Below are 13,865 nucleotides of genomic sequence, written 5' to 3' on the forward strand. Positions count from 1 at the left end.
ATGGCTGCCGGTCTAGGGTGAGGGCCATGCGGGTGGGCGTGCTGGGAGCCAAAGGCAAGGTCGGGGCAACGATGGTGGGGGCGGTCGCGGCGGCGCCAGACCTGACCCTGTCGGCAGAGGTCGACGCTGGCGATCCGCTGAGCCTGCTCACCGATGGCGACACCGAGGTCGTCATCGACTTCACTCATCCGGACGTAGTGATGAGCAATCTGGAGTTCCTCGTCGAAAACGGAATTCACGCCGTGGTCGGCACCACGGGCTTTACCGCCGAGCGGCTGCAACAGGTGGAATCGTGGCTGGTCGCCAAACCCGACACAGCGGTGCTGATCGCGCCGAATTTCGCGATCGGGGCGGTGCTGTCCATGCACTTCGCCAAACAGGCGGCCCGGTTCTTCGACTCGGCGGAGGTCATCGAACTGCATCACCCCCACAAGGCAGACGCCCCCTCGGGCACCGCGACGCGCACCGCCAAGCTGATCGCAGAAGCCCGACAAGGCCTTCCCGCCAACCCGGACGCCACCAGCACCAGCCTGCCGGGAGCTCGCGGCGCCGACGTCGACGGCATCCCAGTGCACGCGGTGCGGCTGGCTGGTCTAGTCGCCCACCAAGAGGTCCTGTTCGGGACCGAGGGGGAGACGCTATCCATCCGCCACGACAGCATCGACCGCACATCATTTGCGCCGGGCGTGCTGTTGGCGGTACGCCACGTCCGGGAGCACCCCGGCCTCACGGTGGGTCTTGAGCCACTGCTCAATCTGCAATGACTCACGCGGCATGAACAATGACTCGCGCGGCATCAACGAGGACGCGCGGCGCACCCTGCGCATCCAGCTTCTCATCGCCTTCATGTGCGCTGCGATGCTGGCCTACTTCGTCATGCTCGGGCGCATCGCCGTCGCCATGATCGGCTCCGGGCAAGCCGCGGCCGTCGGCTTGGGTCTTGCGCTGCTGATCATGCCCGGCATCGGGCTGTGGGCCATGATCGCCACGCTGCGGGCCGGACTGGCGCATCAGAAACTGGCCCGCCTGATCGCCGACGACGGGATGGAGCTCGACGCCAGCGGGTTGCCCCGACGGCCCTCGGGCCGTATCGAGCGCGCCGCAGCCGACGCGCTGTTCACGACAGTCCGCGCCGAGCTGGAAGACGACCCCGACAATTGGCGCCGGTGGTATCGGCTCGCACGCGCCTACGACTACGCGGGCGATCGGCGCCGCGCGCGAGGGGCCATGAAGGCAGCGGTTGAGTTGCAGGGTCGGTCGTGAGCATGAGGCGGAGCTACGTGTCCGGTCGCGATCCGCTGGCGGCCGTGGGGGCGCTCGCTTGCACGGTGCCAAACCATGAAATGGAGGCTTGCCGGTGTCGCGACTGTTGATCGTCCACCACACGCCATCGCCGCACATGCAGGAGATGTTCGAGGCGGTCCTGGCCGGCGCCACCGACCCGGAGATCGAGGGCGTCGAGGTGGTGCGACGACCGGCCCTCACCGTCTCGCCGGTCGAAATGTTGGAGGCAGACGGCTACCTGCTGGGCACCCCGGCGAACCTCGGCTACATCTCAGGTGCTCTCAAGCACGCTTTTGACTGCGCCTACTACCAGCTGCTGGATGCGACGCGGGGGCGACCTTTCGGGGTCTATCTGCACGGCAACGAGGGCACCGAAGGCGCCGAGCGGAGTCTTTCCGGCATCACGACCGGGCTGGGTTGGGTGCGGGCCGCTGAGACGGTGGTGGTGATGGGCAAGCCGACCAAAGGCGACGTCGAAGCGTGCTGGAACCTCGGTGCGACGGTCGCCGCTGGGTTGATGGGCTGAGTTGCGCTACGTGACGCCATAGCTGCTGGACTGACAATCATTGGCTGTGCTGGCGAGCCAAATGCCAAGCCAGCGGCGACCCCGATGGAATAATGGAAGCTTCCGGTGGAGAATCGCCCGCCCATGCCCGCGACTAGAAACGGACTTTCCCGAGTGGATTTTGGAGCTCTTCCACCGGAGATCAACTCTGCGCGCATGTATGCCGGCGCGGGGGCCGCGCCGATGCTGACCGCCGCAGCCGCGTGGAACGACATCGCTGTCGAATTGAGCACCGTTGCTTCTTCCTTCGAGTCCGTCATTGTGCGGCTGAGCACCGAGGGATGGATGGGTCCCGCGTCGCTGTCGATGGTCGCGGCTGCGCAGCCGCTCCTGGTTTGGCTGAGCCACACCGCCGAGTCCTCGGCGCTCGCGGCGGCGCAGGCCTTGGCGTCCGCAGCCGCCTTTGAGACGGCGTATGCGACGACGGTGCCCCCCGCCGATGTTGCTGCCAACCGAGAGTTATTGGCCGAACTGACAGCGACCAACATCTTGGGGCAAAACGTGTCGGCCATCGCGGCTACCGAGGCGCGCTACGGCGAAATGTGGGCCCAAGACGCGGCGGCCATGTACGGCTACGCCGCCTCCTCCGCGGTAGCGGGCAGACTCAACCCGCTGGCGCGGCCGTCTCAGGTCACCAATCCGGCCGGGCTCGCCAACCAAGCCGCCGCTGTTGGCCAGGCCGCAGCCTCCGGTTCCGCACAGCAGGTGGCGCTGGGAAACCTGATTAGCAACCTCCCCGATGCCGCGCTAGGCCTCGCGTCCCCGGTCGCGGCGGCGGCCCAGGTGCCCGGGCTGGACACGATCATCCAGGATATCGACAAAATGCTCGGAAGTCTGTTCGTGTTCAACGCATTTCACGGCTTGGGCGGCATCGCGGACTATGCCACGGCATCCACGTCCACGGCCGTGTTCATGATGGGCGGTACCGACACCGTGGGTCACGCTAGCGGGGCCGCCGCGTTGGGACACACATTGCCATCAGCCGTCATCGGCGGGTCACGGTTTTCCGCCGCCCTGGGCACTGCACCGGCGGTCGGTCGCCTGACGGTGCCGGCAGGCTGGTCGACCGCGGCGCCGGCCATGACTGCCGCTGCGGCTGTGGACGGCACCAGCTGGGCGGTTCCCGCCGAGGAGGGCGAAACGATCGCGATGCTGGGTGCGCCGACAGCAGGAGCGGGCGTCAATGGTGCCGGTAGCGGCTCAGGTCCGCGGTACGGAGTCAAGCCGACCGTCATGCCCAGGCAATTCCTGGTCTGACCGAGCAGAGGGGAAACGTCCTCGGTGGCCACGAAGACCCGCTCCGGCCTGCAGGAGACGCTGGGCCTGCGATCGGCGGTGTTGTTCGGCCTGGCATACATGACCCCGATCATCGTGCTGGGCATCTTCGGGGTTATCGCCGAACGCTCGCACGGCGGCAGCGCCGGATCGTACCTGCTCGCCACCATCGCGTTGCTGTTCACCGCCCAGAGCTACGGCGTCATGGCGAAGCACTTTCCGGTCGCCGGATCTGCCTACACCTACGTGCGTAAAGCGCTCGACGCCCGGGTGGGGTTCATGGTCGGTTGGGCGGTCCTGCTGGACTACTTGTTTCTGCCATTGGTGATCTGGCTGATCGGCGGCTCTTATTTGCAGGACCAGTTCCCCGCTGTGCCGTTCTGGATGTGGATCGTAGGTTTCGCCGCCATCACCACGACGCTGAACCTCGTCGGACTGAAAGTGGCCGACCGCGCGAACTTCGTGTTGATGACGTTTCAACTGCTGATCTTGGTGATTTTCGTGGCATTGACGATCGCTCACCTCGTCGGCACATCGCAGCCACTGGTGTCGCTGAGGCCCTTCACCGGCGACGCCGGGCTGCCGGCCATTGCCGCCGGCGCCGCGGTGGCCGCGTACTCGTTTCTGGGCTTTGACGCGGTCAGCACACTGACCGAGGAAACCCGCGATGCCAAACGCACCATCCCGCAGGCCATCATGCTGATTGCGCTGATCGGCGGCGCCATCTTCATCACGGTCGCCTATGTTGTCAGCTTGGTCGCTCCGGGCAGTTCCTTTCCCAACGCCGATTCCCTCTCCGAGGGCATTGCCAGAAGCATCGGCGGCAACCTGTTCGGCGCTATATTCCTCGCCGCGCTCATCATTGGCCAGTTCACGTCCGGTCTCGCCGCACAAGCAGCAGTCTCGCGGCTGCTTTATGCCATGGGTCGCGATGGCGTCCTGCCTCGGCGCGTGTTCGGCAAGGTGTCGGAGAGGTTCCACACTCCGGTGTTCAACATCGTGCTGACGGGCGCGGTCGGTTTGACCGCGGTCCTGCTCAGTGTCGCGACCTCGACGTCGTTCATCAACTTCGGCGCGTTCACGGCCTTCACGCTGGTCAATGTGTCGGTCGTGGCGTACTTTCTGCGCCACCGCGACGCCGGGCTGCCTCGGTGGCGCTACGTGGTGTTGCCGGCCATGGGCGCCGCAGTCGATCTCTACCTGCTCACCCGCCTCGAGTCAGATGCCCTGATCATCGGAGTGTCGTGGGCCGGCATCGGGTTCGGCTACCTGCTCTGGCTCACCCGCGGCCTCACCCGGGAGCCGCCGGATCTCGCGGGCATAGCCGAGCGGACGTAGCGACCACCGGGTCGACGTTTGATTCGCTAACATTCGTGGTGCATACCACCTGCACGCGTGTGCACACCATGGCACGAGAGATCGGGCGACCGCATGACCTCACTGGATTTGACCGGCCGCACCGCGATTATCACGGGTGCCTCGCGCGGAATCGGGCTTGCCACCGCCGAGCAGCTCGCCGCGGCGGGCGCCAACGTGGTGCTGACTGCCCGCAAGCAAGAAGCGGCCGACGCCGCCGCGGCCCGGATCGGCGACCGCGCCCTGGGTGTCGGTGCCCACGCGGTCGACGAGGATGCCGCCCGGCGCTGTGTGGACCTGACTCTCGAGCGCTTCGGCGGCGTCGACATCCTGATCAACAATGCTGGAACCAATCCGGCGTACGGACCGCTGATTGACCAGGACCACGCACGCTTCGCCAAAATCTTCGACGTCAACTTGTGGGCACCGCTGATGTGGACCTCGCTCGTCGCCAAGGCTTACATGGGTGAGCACGGCGGTGCCGTGGTCAACACCTCCTCCGTCGGCGGCATGCACCAGTCGCCGGCCATGGGCATGTACAACGCCACCAAGGCGGCGCTGATCCATATCACCAAGCAACTGGCGCTGGAACTTTCACCACGTGTCCGGGTCAACGCCATCTGCCCCGGTGTGGTGCGCACCAGGCTTGCCGAGGCGCTGTGGAAAGACCACGAGGATCCGCTGGCTGCCACCATCGCCCTTGGGCGAATCGGTGAGCCGGTCGACGTGGCCGGTGCTGTCGCTTTTCTCGTTTCGGACGCGGCGAGCTGGATCACCGGCGAGACGCTGGTGATCGACGGCGGTCTGCTGTTGGGCAATGCGCTCGGATTCCGCGCTCAATCTGGTGGTGGCCAATGAGCGCCGACAAGGACATATCGGACGTCACCCGAGCCGACCTGAACGCGAGGGTTGCCAAACTCCTCGACGAGCACGACCCCGCCACCAGCGCCCCAAAGGACTTCCTGGGCGCCCGGTTTGATGCGGGGCTCGCTTGGGTGCACTTTCCCGTGGGAAGCGGTGGTCTCGACCTGCCGAACGACGCTCAGGCCCCCGTTGACGCCGCGTTGGCCGCCGCGGGTGCGCCCCCAGCCGGTGGCGGGAGAAACTTCATTGGCCTCGGCATGGCGGCGCCGACGATCGCGACGTTTGGAACTGTCGATCAGCAGCGAAAGTTCCTGCGCCCGTTGTTTACCGGCGAACACTTTTACTGCCAGCTGTTCAGCGAGCCTGGTGCCGGATCGGACCTCGCCGCGGCGGCCACCCGCGCAGTCCGTGATGGCGCCGACTGGATTGTCAATGGTCAGAAAGTATGGACCTCATTGGCGCAACACGCGCAGATGGCGATTCTGGTCGCGCGCACCAACCCGGATGTGCCGAAACACGCTGGTCTGACTTACTTTTTGTGCGACATGACGCAGCCGGGCGTCGAAATCCGGCCGCTACGACAGCTCACCGGCGAAGCGGAGTTCAACGAGGTGTTCCTCACCGACGTCCGGGTGCCCGACGCGAATCGACTGGGTCCCGAAGGAGGAGGTTGGCGAGTAGCGACCACCACGCTGAACAACGAGCGCGTCGCCATCGGCGGCCGGACTGGCATGCCGCGGGAGAGCGGAATGATCGGCAAGGTCACCGAAGCGTGGCGCGGCGAACCGGCACTGCGTAACCCGGCGATGCACGACGAGATGATGCGGCTGTGGGTCGAATCAGAAGTCCTCCGCCTCACCGGCGAGCGGCTGCGCCAGCAGGCCGCATCCGGTCAGCCTGGCCCCGAGGGGGCCGGCATGAAAGTGGCATACGCGCGGCTCGCGCAACAGATTTCGGGTTTCGACCTCGAGTTGCACCCGGAATCCGGTCTGCACTACGACGACTGGACCTTGCGTCGACCCGACACGGTCGACCTGACCGGCCGCGGGCTCGGCTATCGCTACTTGCGGGCGCGCGGCAACTCCATCGAGGGGGGCACGTCGGAGATCTTGCGCAACACGATCTCTGAACGAGTCCTGGGCCTGCCCGGCGAACACCGTGTCGATAAGACGGCCGCCTGGAAGGACCTGCCCAGATGAGTACCGGGGACCTGCTGTACTCCGATACCGAGCAGGCGTTGCGGCGCAGCGTTCGACAGCTTTTTGCCGAGCGTGCGCCGCTGGAATCGGTGGCGAAAGCCTATGACAGTCCGCCGCCGGACTTTTCCGGTGTCTGGCGCACGTTAGCCGCCGAGCTGGGAGTGGCCGGGTTGTTGGTGCCCGAGTCATTCGGCGGGGCCGGCGCAACCACGCGCGAGGCCGCGATCGTCATGGAAGAAATCGGGCGGGCGGTCGCCCCAGTGCCCTTCCTGTCGAGCGCGGTGCTTGCGACGGTTGCGCTGTTGCGTGCCGGCGAGACCGAAACGGTGTCGGTTCTGGCGCGGGGTGAGGCCACCGCGGCGCTGGTGGTCGGCCTTGCCACGGTGCCCGGCGACCCTGTCGCCGGGGTGAGGGGCGGCGCCAACGGGCTGACCGGAGTAGTGGGCGGCGTCGCTGGTGCCCACGAAGCCGAGATTCTGGTAGTTCCGGTTGCGGGTTCCGGCGGACTTGAGCTGCATACCGTCGACCGCGGCGCACCGGGCGTGGACGTGTCGCCGCAGCTGGCGCTGGATATGACGCGGCCACTTGCGGAGGTGCGATTCCGCGACGCGGCGTCGTCGCGCGTAGGCGCGGTCGCCGTTGCCGAGGCCGCAATATCTGCTGCGCTGCAGACAGGGGCGGCCCTGCTTGCCTCCGAGCAACTCGGTCTGGCGCAATGGTGTTTCGACACCACACTGGCCTACGCGAAGGAGCGCAAACAGTTTGGTCGGGCGATCGGGTCTTACCAGGCGATCAAGCACCGCCTGGCCGACCTGTGGTTTGAGGTCAGCTCGGCCACCGCGGCGGCTCGCTACGCCGCCGACACGTGCGCTCGCGGCGATGACGACGCGACCATTGCCACGGCTATCGCACAGGCATATTGCAGTACAGCAGCCGTTCACGCGGCGGAAGAGTGCGTGCAGCTGCACGGGGGAATCGGTATGACCTGGGAGTATCCCGCGCACCTATACCTGAAACGGGCCAAGAGTGATCAGCTGGCCCTCGGCACCGCGTACCGTCACCGGACTCGCCTGGCCGACTTGGTCGACTTGCCGGTCGCCTGATTGATCAGGAGGCCAGCGCCGCGTCGAAGACCTGGGTCAGCGCGGTCCAGTGTCGTTCGTCGGAAGCGCTGTCGTAGGGCGGGTTGTCGGGGACTGCGAACCCGTGGGCAGCCTGATACCACTCGATGCGGTGCTGCACACCGGCCGCTGTGAGGGCCTTGTCCAGCTGCTCGGCGTCGTCAGGCGTGAAAGACGCGTCGTTTTCAGCGCCGCCAACGTACACGGTTGCGGTCATCCGGTCGGCCAGCAGGTGCGGGCTGTCGGGGCTGTCGGTGACCAGGCCGCCGCCGTGAAAGGACGCTGCTGCGGCGACCCGGTCCGGGAGCCGACCGGCCAGCCGAACCGAGATCCGACCACCCATGCAGTAGCCGCACACGCCGAATCGCTGGCCCGCTACCTCCGGGCGAGCGCTGAGGTAGTCGAGGAATGTGTCGGCGTCGCCGGCGATCATGTCCGGCGTCAGGCTGCCCATCATGGACATGATGCGGTTACGCTCCCCGGGGTCGGCGAACGCGGTTCGCATGTCGAACGGCGCCCAGCTGCCGTGGCGGTAGTAGACATCGGGCAGCAGCACGGCGTAGCCGAATCCGGCTAGCTTGCTCGCCATCTGGCGAAAGGTATCGCGCGCGCCGCCGGCGTCGGGGTACATGACCACACCGGGCCATGGGCCGGGGCCGTCGGGGGTGAACAGGTGGACGGGGCAGTTGCCGTCCGCAGTGGTGACGTTGTCTGTGATATCCGGCATAGCACTGTTCTACTCCTTGCCCTCGGATACGGGTTGGATGGCGCCGACCCGCCGCGCCCGGCTTCGCCGCGCTTGCGATCGCCGCTGGGTTTGATGGCGCCGACCCGCCGCGCCCGGCTTCGCCGCGCTTGCGATCGCCGCTGGGTTTGATGGCGCCGACCCGCCGCGCCCGGCTTCGCCGCGCTTGCGATCGCCGCTGGGTTTGATGGCGCCGACCCGCCGCGCCCGGCTTCGCCGCGCTTGCGATCGCCGCTGGGTTTGATGGCGCCGACCCGCCGCGCCCGGCTTCGCCGCGCTTGCGATCGCCGCTAAGCTGACCGCGTGCCGATCGCGACACCGTACGAGGATCTGCTGCGTCTGGTGCTCTCGGCGGGTGCGGCGAAATCCGATCGCACCGGCACCGGAACCCGCAGCCTGTTTGGCCAGCAGATCCGGTATGACCTGTCGCAGGGTTTCCCGCTGCTCACCACGAAAAGGGTGCATTTCAAATCGGTGGTCTACGAGTTGCTATGGTTCTTGCGCGGTGATTCCAACGTCGGCTGGCTGCAAGAACATGGAGTCACCATTTGGGATGAATGGGCCAGCGAGACAGGAGATCTCGGTCCGATCTACGGCGTGCAGTGGCGGTCCTGGCCGACCCCGTCGGGTGAGCACATCGACCAAATCACTGCAGCGCTGGATTTGCTGCGTACCGACCCGGATTCACGGCGCATCATCGTGTCGGCCTGGAACGTCGGCGAAATCCCGCAGATGGCGCTCCCGCCCTGCCATGCCTTTTTCCAGTTCTACGTCGCTGGTGGCCGCCTGAGTTGCCAGCTCTACCAGCGCAGCGCCGACCTGTTTCTCGGGGTGCCGTTCAACATTGCCAGCTACGCCTTGCTGACCCACATGATGGCTGCTCAGGCCGGTTTTTCGGTGGGCGAGTTCATCTGGACCGGCGGCGACTGCCACATCTACGACAACCACGTTGAACAGGTCCGGCTCCAGCTTGGCCGTGAACCCCGGCAGTATCCGGAACTCATTCTGGCACAACGTGATTCGATCTTCGATTACAGCTACAGCGATATCGTCGTGAAGAACTACGAGCCCCATCCGGCGATCAAAGCCCCAGTGGCTGTATGAGCCCGCTATGAAGCCGTTATGACTACCGTGGGCCTGATTTGGGCTCAGTCGGCCTCCGGTGTGATCGGCCGAGGCGGCGCCATCCCCTGGCGGCTGCCCGAGGATCTGGCCCGCTTCAAAGCGGTCACCATGGGCCACACCGTGGTGATGGGTCGTCGCACTTGGGATTCTCTGCCGTCCGGGGTAAGGCCGCTGCCCGGCCGGCGCAATGTCGTACTGAGCCGCCAAACTGGCTATATGGCTGATGGAGCGGAGGTGGCCGAATCTTTGGATGTTGCGGTCGCTGCTGTCGCGAAAGAGTCGGAAGTCTGGGTGATCGGCGGGGGGCAGATCTATGCACGAGCACTACCGCAGGCCACCCGATGTGAGGTCACCGAAGTCGACATCGACCTGCCGCGTGAAGCAGCCGACGTGCTGGCCCCGGTGCTCAACGGATCATGGCTCTGCGAGGCGGGGGAGTGGCACGAGAGCAGGTCGGGGTTGCGTTACCGCTTCTGCAGCTACCGTCGATAATGGGCACCTTGACCGCGGGGCAGGCCCGCCGGGTCGCCGTCGCGGCCCAGGGATTCGCCGACTCCAAACCGGCCGGCCCGATCACGCGCGCGCATCTCAAAAGGCTGATGTCGCGGATCCAACTACTGCAACTGGATTCGGTGTCGGTTGCGGTGCGGGCGCACTACGCGCCGGTTTTCAGCCGACTAGGCCCCTATGACCGCGGCGTGCTCGACCGCGCCGCGTGGTCGCACGGTCGAGCGCGGCTGCTGGTCGAGTATTGGGCTCACGAAGCCGCGCTGGTGGCGGTCGAGGACTGGCCGTTGCTGCGGTGGCGGATGCGCAACTACCCGCACGGCCGTTGGGGCACCCAGATCGTCAAGGCCAGCCCTCAGCTCGTCGACGACGTAGTCGCCGCTGTAGCCGAACTGGGGCCGAGTACCGCCGGCCAGATCGAGGCATATCTGGCGGCCGAGTCGCGCGTGACAAGAGGTGCCTGGTGGAACCGCAGCGAAACCAAGTGGGTGGCCGAGGCGCTGTTCGCCGCCGGGGTGCTCACCACCGCCACCCGGGTCGGCTTCGCTCGCCACTATGACCTGGTAGAGCGGGTGCTGCCGCGGGACGTGCTGGCCCGGGACGTCGACGATGACCAGGCTATTCGCGAGCTGACGCTCCGGGCTGCCAGCGCGCTGGGTGTGGGCACCGAGGCCGACATCCGCGACTACTTCCGGCTGTCGGCCCAACAAGTCAAGCCGGTCATCGCCGAGCTGGTCGCCGCCGGTGAGATTGAGCGGGTGAACGTCGACGGCTGGTCCGCGCCGGCATACCTGCGGGCCGGACGCACGATGCCGCGCCGTGACCGAGGCACGGCCCTGCTGTGTCCCTTCGATCCGTTGATCTTCTATCGGCCTCGGGTGCAGCGGTTGTTCGATTTCACGTATCGCATTGAGATCTACACCCCAGCAGCCAAGCGCCAGTATGGCTATTACGTGTGGCCGCTGCTGCTGGACGGTCAGCTGGTAGCACGGGTGGACCTCAAAGCAGATCGTGCCGCCGACACGTTGCGCGTGTTGGCAGCTTTTGCCGAGCCCGAGGTATCGCGCCCGCGGGTTGCTGCGGCCCTGGCCGGTGAACTCGCGTTGATGGCGTCCTGGTTGGGGGTGGGCGGGGTCACCGCGTCCCGCCGGGGGGATCTGTCCGGGGACTTACGCACAGCCCTGAAACGGGTCAGCTAGTGGGCGACCGCATGGCAGAGGCAGCGTCGACGACGAGAGAGCTCAAACACACGCTCTGGAAGGCCGCTGAGAAACTGCGCGGTTCGCTGTCGGCCAGCGAATACAAAGACGTCATCCTTGGGCTGGTGTTCCTCAAGTACATCTCCGATGCCCACGAGGAGAATGACGAAGGGCACGGCGACGTGTTCAGGGTGCCGTCGGCGGCCTGCTGGAAGCCGTTGGCGGACAACGCAAAGTCCCCAAACATTGGTCAGCTCGTGGACGAGGCGATGGCAGCCGTGATGACCGTCAACCCCAGGTTGGCTGGGACCCTTCCGCGGTTTTACTGCAATGTCGACCAGCGTCGGCTTGGTGATCTGGTTGGACTGCTTACTGACGCGCGATTCAGCAGTCAGGACAGCCATCGCGCGCGGGACCTGATGGGGGAGGTGTACGAATATTTCCTCGGCAATTTCGCCCGCGCCGAAGGTCGACGAGGGGGCGAATTCTTTACCCCACCCAGTGTCGTCCGTTTGATCGTGGAGGTTCTTGAACCGGCTAGCGGACGGGTGTATGACCCGTGTTGCGGTTCGGGCGGGATGTTTGTGCAGACCGACAAGTTCATCAGTGCGCACGAGGACGGTGCCCACACCATCTCGATCTACGGGCAGGAGAGCGTCGAACAGACGTGGCGGATGGCGAAGATGAACCTGGCCGTCCACGGAATCGACGACACTGGCCTGGGCGCCCGGTCGGGTGACACCTTCGTCCGCGACAACCACGCCGACCTGCGGATGGACTACGTGCTGGCCAACCCGCCCTTCAATCTCAAAGACTGGGCTCGCAACGAGCAGGATCCACGTTGGCGCTTCGGCGTTCCCCCTGCCAGCAATGCAAACTTCGCTTGGATCCAGCACATCCTGTCCAAGCTCGCAGCGGATGGCAAGGCCGGTGTGGTGATGGCGAACGGCTCCATGTCGTCGAACGCAGGCGGGGAAGGTGACATTCGAGCGCGGATCGTTGAGGCGGACCTGGTGTCCTGCATGGTCGCGTTGCCCACAAAGCTGTTCCGCAGTACCGGAATTCCAGTGTGTTTGTGGTTCTTCGCCAAGAACAAGAGCGATCGGTGCGGCCAGGTGCTGTTTATCGACGCGCGTGGCCTCGGTTATCCGGTAGATCGCACCCAACGCGCACTGACCGACGACGAGGTAGCCCGGATTGGCGACACCTATCACGCATGGTCCGGCTCCACGTCGGCGGCTGCGAAAGGCGTTGTTTACGAAGATGTTCCGGGGTTCTGTAAATCGGCGACGCTGGTCGACATCAGGGCTGCCGGTTACGCACTCAACCCGGGACGGTATGTGGGTACTGCGGCGCCCACTGGTGACGGGGAGCCCGCCGAGGCCAAGATCGCCCGGTTGACCAAAGAGCTGCTCGCCGCGCTCGACGAATCCGCGCGACGGGACAAGGAAGTACGCCAGCAGCTGGAGCGCGTGCGGTGGAGGTAAGGCTGGGTGATCATCTCGACTTTCGCAGCGGGAGCGGCTCGCCGGCGCGAATGGCCAAAGGACCGTTCCCGGTTTTCGGCGCCAATGGGGCGATCGGGTACGCGGCCACACACAACGTAAGTGGTCCCGCCGTAGTGGTCGGCCGCGTCGGATCGTATTGCGGCAGTTTGCGCTATTGCGATTCCGCTGCCTGGGTCACGGACAATGCGTTGATCTGCTGGGCAAAGAACGTGCAGGAAACCCGGTATTGGTATTACGCGCTACACACCTGCGGGCTCAATGATCACCGAGCCGGATCGGGGCAGCCCCTACTCAATCAAAGAATCCTGCGTGACATTAGGGTCCGGGCGGTCCCTGCGCGGGAGCGCCTGCGGATCGCGGAGTTTCTTGGTGCCGTTGACGACAAGATAGCCGCGAACCAGCGCGTGATCGAGGCCGCCGAAGCCCTGATGGTCGTCAGTATTGAACCGATTTCGGATCATGTACCGCTGTCGACTCTCGCGCGTCGGACGACGGCATTTCTCAACCCTGAGGGCTTCGACGACACGGTCGCCCACTTCAGCCTTCCGGCCTTCGATGACGGAGCGAAGCCTCGGATTGTCAACGCCGAATCCATCCGAAGCGCCAAGTTCCTTTTGACCCAGCCATGCGTGCTGGTTGCCAAGCTGAACCCCAGAATCCCGCGAATCTGGAATGTTGTTCGGCTCCCCGCGGAAATGGCATTGGCAAGTACGGAATTCGTGGCGTTGCGGCCGATCGGCACCGATAGCTCGGCCCTGTGGGCAGCGGTACGACACGATGATGTCGTGGCAACGTTGCAACGACATGTCGCCGGCACCACTGGCAGTCGCCAAAGAGTTCACCCACGGGACCTCATGAACGTTCGGGTGCCAGACGTTCGGCGGTTGACTCACGCGCAGTCGCGCGCGATCGCGAGCTTGGGCAGCCTCTGCGATGAGCGGCGAACCGAATCTATCCGGTTGGCAACCTTCCGCGACGGGCTGCTACCACTCCTGATGTCCGGCACGGTACGGGTCGAGGACGGCCCTGCGAAGGTAAGTCACCCGATGTGAGCCGTGGTTCTGCGGCACCGCTGACGTTGGTTGGCGTCAATGGCCATGCGGCATGGCTTTGTTCC

At 65.6% G+C, this 13,865-nt stretch carries 14 protein-coding genes; 13 read left to right on the forward strand and 1 reads right to left on the reverse strand.

What is annotated here, in order from left to right; translation table 11 throughout:
- Positions 1-26: 26 nt before the first annotated feature.
- The 8 genes from dapB to F6B93_RS07870 all read left to right on the forward strand — a co-directional run bounded on the left by dapB (position 27) and on the right by F6B93_RS07870 (position 7,646).
- Positions 27-764 carry a 4-hydroxy-tetrahydrodipicolinate reductase gene (gene dapB / locus F6B93_RS07835; RefSeq protein ID WP_211698590.1) on the forward strand — a complete coding sequence of 246 codons (738 nt, stop codon included), beginning with the start codon at positions 27-29 and terminating at the stop codon, positions 762-764.
- A gap of 10 nt (positions 765-774) precedes the next feature.
- Positions 775-1,263: a hypothetical protein gene (locus F6B93_RS07840; RefSeq protein WP_211698591.1), complete on the forward strand. Its 489-nt coding sequence runs from the start codon at positions 775-777 to the stop codon at positions 1,261-1,263.
- Positions 1,264-1,357: 94 nt separating this feature from the next.
- Positions 1,358-1,810 (forward strand): flavodoxin family protein, encoded by a 453-nt coding sequence (locus F6B93_RS07845; protein ID WP_211698592.1) that lies wholly within the window; start codon positions 1,358-1,360, stop codon positions 1,808-1,810.
- A gap of 153 nt (positions 1,811-1,963) precedes the next feature.
- The gene (locus tag F6B93_RS07850; protein ID WP_211698593.1) at positions 1,964-3,106 is read left to right on the forward strand and encodes a PPE family protein; all 1,143 of its coding nucleotides are present in this window, start codon (positions 1,964-1,966) and stop codon (positions 3,104-3,106) included.
- A 24-nt stretch (positions 3,107-3,130) separates the two neighbouring features.
- The gene (locus F6B93_RS07855; RefSeq protein ID WP_211698594.1) at positions 3,131-4,462 is read left to right on the forward strand and encodes an APC family permease; all 1,332 of its coding nucleotides are present in this window, start codon (positions 3,131-3,133) and stop codon (positions 4,460-4,462) included.
- Between the two features lie 93 nt (positions 4,463-4,555).
- Positions 4,556-5,338 (forward strand): SDR family oxidoreductase, encoded by a 783-nt coding sequence (locus F6B93_RS07860; protein ID WP_211698595.1) that lies wholly within the window; start codon positions 4,556-4,558, stop codon positions 5,336-5,338.
- Positions 5,335-6,543 carry an acyl-CoA dehydrogenase family protein gene (locus F6B93_RS07865; RefSeq protein ID WP_211698596.1) on the forward strand — a complete coding sequence of 403 codons (1,209 nt, stop codon included), beginning with the start codon at positions 5,335-5,337 and terminating at the stop codon, positions 6,541-6,543. Before F6B93_RS07860 ends, F6B93_RS07865 begins: the two co-directional genes overlap by 4 nt.
- A complete protein-coding gene (locus tag F6B93_RS07870) occupies positions 6,540-7,646 on the forward strand; it encodes an acyl-CoA dehydrogenase family protein (protein WP_211698597.1) in 1,107 nt (368 codons plus the stop codon). Before F6B93_RS07865 ends, F6B93_RS07870 begins: the two co-directional genes overlap by 4 nt.
- A gap of 4 nt (positions 7,647-7,650) precedes the next feature.
- Here the strand turns inward: F6B93_RS07870 and F6B93_RS07875 are convergent, their stop codons facing one another.
- Complete coding sequence (locus tag F6B93_RS07875; RefSeq protein ID WP_211698598.1) at positions 7,651-8,391, reverse strand: alpha/beta fold hydrolase; 741 nt, start codon at positions 8,389-8,391, stop codon at positions 7,651-7,653.
- Positions 8,392-8,712: 321 nt separating this feature from the next.
- Between F6B93_RS07875 and F6B93_RS07885 the strand changes: the two genes are divergently transcribed.
- The 5 genes from F6B93_RS07885 to F6B93_RS07905 are packed head-to-tail and all read left to right on the forward strand — an operon-like array spanning position 8,713 to position 13,800.
- Positions 8,713-9,513 carry a thymidylate synthase gene (locus F6B93_RS07885; protein WP_211698599.1) on the forward strand — a complete coding sequence of 267 codons (801 nt, stop codon included), beginning with the start codon at positions 8,713-8,715 and terminating at the stop codon, positions 9,511-9,513.
- A gap of 18 nt (positions 9,514-9,531) precedes the next feature.
- Positions 9,532-10,026 (forward strand): dihydrofolate reductase, encoded by a 495-nt coding sequence (locus F6B93_RS07890; protein WP_211698600.1) that lies wholly within the window; start codon positions 9,532-9,534, stop codon positions 10,024-10,026.
- Entirely contained in the window at positions 10,026-11,240 is a 1,215-nt protein-coding gene (locus F6B93_RS07895; RefSeq protein ID WP_211698601.1) for a winged helix-turn-helix domain-containing protein, read from the forward strand. Before F6B93_RS07890 ends, F6B93_RS07895 begins: the two co-directional genes overlap by 1 nt.
- Positions 11,241-11,251: 11 nt before the next feature.
- Positions 11,252-12,727, forward strand: coding sequence for a class I SAM-dependent DNA methyltransferase (locus F6B93_RS07900; protein ID WP_211698602.1), 1,476 nt, complete (start codon positions 11,252-11,254; stop codon positions 12,725-12,727).
- A 50-nt stretch (positions 12,728-12,777) separates the two neighbouring features.
- On the forward strand, positions 12,778-13,800 hold the full coding sequence (locus F6B93_RS07905) for a restriction endonuclease subunit S (protein ID WP_211698603.1): 1,023 nt from the start codon (positions 12,778-12,780) through the stop codon (positions 13,798-13,800).
- Positions 13,801-13,865: the final 65 nt, after the last annotated feature.

The organism is Mycobacterium spongiae, assembly GCF_018278905.1.
GTDB lineage: Bacteria > Actinomycetota > Actinomycetes > Mycobacteriales > Mycobacteriaceae > Mycobacterium > Mycobacterium spongiae.

What these genes read in the sequence shown, in the direction of transcription:
- dapB (WP_211698590.1), top strand. Translation starts at nt 27, where the DNA reads ATGCGGGTGGGCGTGCTGGGAGCCAAAGGCAAGGTCGGGGCAACGATG.
- F6B93_RS07840 (WP_211698591.1), top strand. Translation starts at nt 775, where the DNA reads ATGAACAATGACTCGCGCGGCATCAACGAGGACGCGCGGCGCACCCTG.
- F6B93_RS07860 (WP_211698595.1), top strand. Translation starts at nt 4,556, where the DNA reads ATGACCTCACTGGATTTGACCGGCCGCACCGCGATTATCACGGGTGCC.
- F6B93_RS07865 (WP_211698596.1), top strand. Translation starts at nt 5,335, where the DNA reads ATGAGCGCCGACAAGGACATATCGGACGTCACCCGAGCCGACCTGAAC.
- F6B93_RS07870 (WP_211698597.1), top strand. Translation starts at nt 6,540, where the DNA reads ATGAGTACCGGGGACCTGCTGTACTCCGATACCGAGCAGGCGTTGCGG.
- F6B93_RS07875 (WP_211698598.1), bottom strand. Translation starts at nt 8,391, where the DNA reads ATGCCGGATATCACAGACAACGTCACCACTGCGGACGGCAACTGCCCC.
- F6B93_RS07890 (WP_211698600.1), top strand. Translation starts at nt 9,532, where the DNA reads ATGACTACCGTGGGCCTGATTTGGGCTCAGTCGGCCTCCGGTGTGATC.
- F6B93_RS07895 (WP_211698601.1), top strand. Translation starts at nt 10,026, where the DNA reads ATGGGCACCTTGACCGCGGGGCAGGCCCGCCGGGTCGCCGTCGCGGCC.
- F6B93_RS07900 (WP_211698602.1), top strand. Translation starts at nt 11,252, where the DNA reads ATGGCAGAGGCAGCGTCGACGACGAGAGAGCTCAAACACACGCTCTGG.
- F6B93_RS07905 (WP_211698603.1), top strand. Translation starts at nt 12,778, where the DNA reads ATGGCCAAAGGACCGTTCCCGGTTTTCGGCGCCAATGGGGCGATCGGG.